The sequence below is a fragment of the Actinoplanes sp. NPDC051633 genome (assembly GCF_040681735.1).
Classification (GTDB): Bacteria; Actinomycetota; Actinomycetes; order Mycobacteriales; family Micromonosporaceae; genus Actinoplanes.
This window is the reverse complement of sequence record NZ_JBFAZH010001302.1, coordinates 1-2,040: the sequence shown is the minus strand read 5'-3', so window position 1 is coordinate 2,040 and position 2,040 is coordinate 1. Positions and strand designations below refer to the sequence as shown.

General features: G+C 73.3%; 3 protein-coding genes. All 3 read right to left on the bottom strand.

From position 1 onward, the window contains the following. Positions 1–162: 162 nt before the first annotated feature. Positions 163–585, bottom strand: coding sequence for an ester cyclase (locus AB0M20_RS40335; RefSeq protein WP_364306443.1), 423 nt, complete (start codon positions 583–585; stop codon positions 163–165). Positions 586–589: 4 nt separating this feature from the next. Continuing rightward, entirely contained in the window at positions 590–1,447 is an 858-nt protein-coding gene (locus AB0M20_RS40330) for a PHP domain-containing protein (RefSeq protein ID WP_364306442.1), read from the bottom strand. Next, on the bottom strand, positions 1,428–2,040 hold a 613-nt coding region (locus AB0M20_RS40325), incomplete at its 5' end, for a phosphotransferase (RefSeq protein WP_364306440.1). The genes AB0M20_RS40330 and AB0M20_RS40325, both read right to left, overlap by 20 nt.

Here is a 2,040-nt window from a genome sequence, read left to right as displayed (position 1 = left end):
GGCCGGGCCGGTGGCCGCGCTCCCGATCACCGTCGTCGCGCCGAAGCTCCCCACGGTCGGCCCGGTGCCGCCGTTCGACGAGCAGATGCACGCCCTGCACGAGCGCGCGGCCCAGCGCTGAGCCGGGTCTCGTAGTCGGCCTGGCCGTCGGCAGCCGGGCGTTCAGGTCAGTCGGACGGCTTCGAGCTGGGTGAGCAGGCCGAGTTCGTCGGCCACCACGGTGATGTCGGTGATCAGGCCGTCGCGCACGGCCAGGATGTCGATGGTACGGACGGCCGCGCTGCGCCCGGTCGGCTCGAGGACGCCGAGCGGCGTGGTCAGCGGCCCGGTCTGCCGCACGTGCATGACGAAGCCGATCACCAGGCGGTCCGGCGTCTCGACCTCCTCGAGGAGCTCGCACCGGATGCCGGAGTACGACGCCTGCAGGGCGCGCGCCCGGGCGACCAGGTCGGCCCGGCCGAACGGCACACCGTTGACAGTGAGCTGCTCGGCGTAGCAAGTGGCGAAGCGCGCCTCGCCCTCAGCGCCGGCCGGCACCGGCTCGGTCCACAGCGACAGCAACCGCTGCACCAGCTCGTGACTCATGCCGTCAGCATATTGATCGGTCGGCCCGTCCCCACAGGTCGAAGGGGTTGGCTCCGGGGCGGAAGCCGTGCGCCTCGGCCATCTGCGCCGCGTCGACGAAGCCGTGCGCGACGAGGTCGGCGGTGTGCGCGTCGCTGCCGAAGGTGACCGCGTCGCCGCCCTCCTCATGCCACCAGGTGAGGATCGTGGCGTGCAGGGGCAGGCGGGTGTTGATCTCCAGCGCCCGGCCGGACCGAGCGGTGGCCCGCAGGGCGTGCCGGAACTCTTCCTCGAACGCCGTGGGGTCGAACGGGCCCACCAGCTCCGCCGGCCACGACCGGACCGGGTAGTCGATGTGTGCCAGCACCGAGAACATCCCGCTCATCGCCATCATCTCGGCCACGCCGGCCAGATACTCGCGCATCACCTCGTGCGGGTCGCGGTGCGGATAGATGCCCCACGGCTCCGCGTAGCCACCCTGGTCGGGCAGGGCGTGCAGGGAGCCGAGCACCCGGTCGAACCGTCCCGCCGAGAGCACCCGGGCGCATGCCTCGGCGTGCCGGTGCGGCTCGCCGACCTCGAGGCCACTGAGGATGCGCAGGTCGGGGAACCGCTCCCGGCAGCCTTCGACGGCGTCCAGATAGCCGGCGGCGTCGAACGCGGGCGGTGTGAGGATCCCGTCCGGGCCGGCCACCTCGAGCAGGCGGTCCAGGGCGTACGGGCCCTCGAGCTCGATCCGCCACACGGTGTGGTCGAGGTGTTCGGTGAAGGCGATCGCCGGCAGCCCGAGCTGCACGGCGCGGGCGCAGGAGTCGGCCATCGAGCCGGCGGTCGTGTCCCAGGACCACTCACTGTGGACGTGGCTATCGGGCGGCAGCGACATTGGTGATCGACTCCTCGAGGTTGGCCAATGTCTCGTCGTCGTCGGCGGTGCCGCCGTGGGGTTCGCGGAAGCGCGCCACGGCCTGGGCGATCTCGGTGAGATCCCAGCGGAGCCGGTAGAGCTCGACGACCTCGGGCCGCGGCACGGTGCCGGTGGCGGCGGTGTAGGCGGCGTGCACGCTTCCGTCGCCGGGGTCGAGGTGCCAGAGATCGCGCTCCGGCGGGGCGGCCAGCGCGGTGTCCCAGTCGATCAGCACCAGGCCGTCGCCGGTGCGCATGGCGTTGCCGGGGTGCGGCTCACCGTGGGTCAGCACCGGGCCGTTCCCCTCGGCGCGGGCGAGCCCGGCCAGGTCGTCGTGGCGGGCGACGGCGCGGCGTATCTCGGGCAGGTGGGCATGGAGCAGCTCCGCCGCGGGCCGGGCGTACGGGCCGAGCCCGGGGTCGGCCCGGCCGCCCGCGAGGTTCTCCCGGAACTGGATCGCGTGGTCCTCGGGGCGGGCGCGGTCGCGGACCTCGGGCGGTGCGGTGTGCACGGCGACGAGGAGGTCGAGGACCTCCAAGCGGATCTCCGGCGTGTAGTCGTCCCACTCGAGG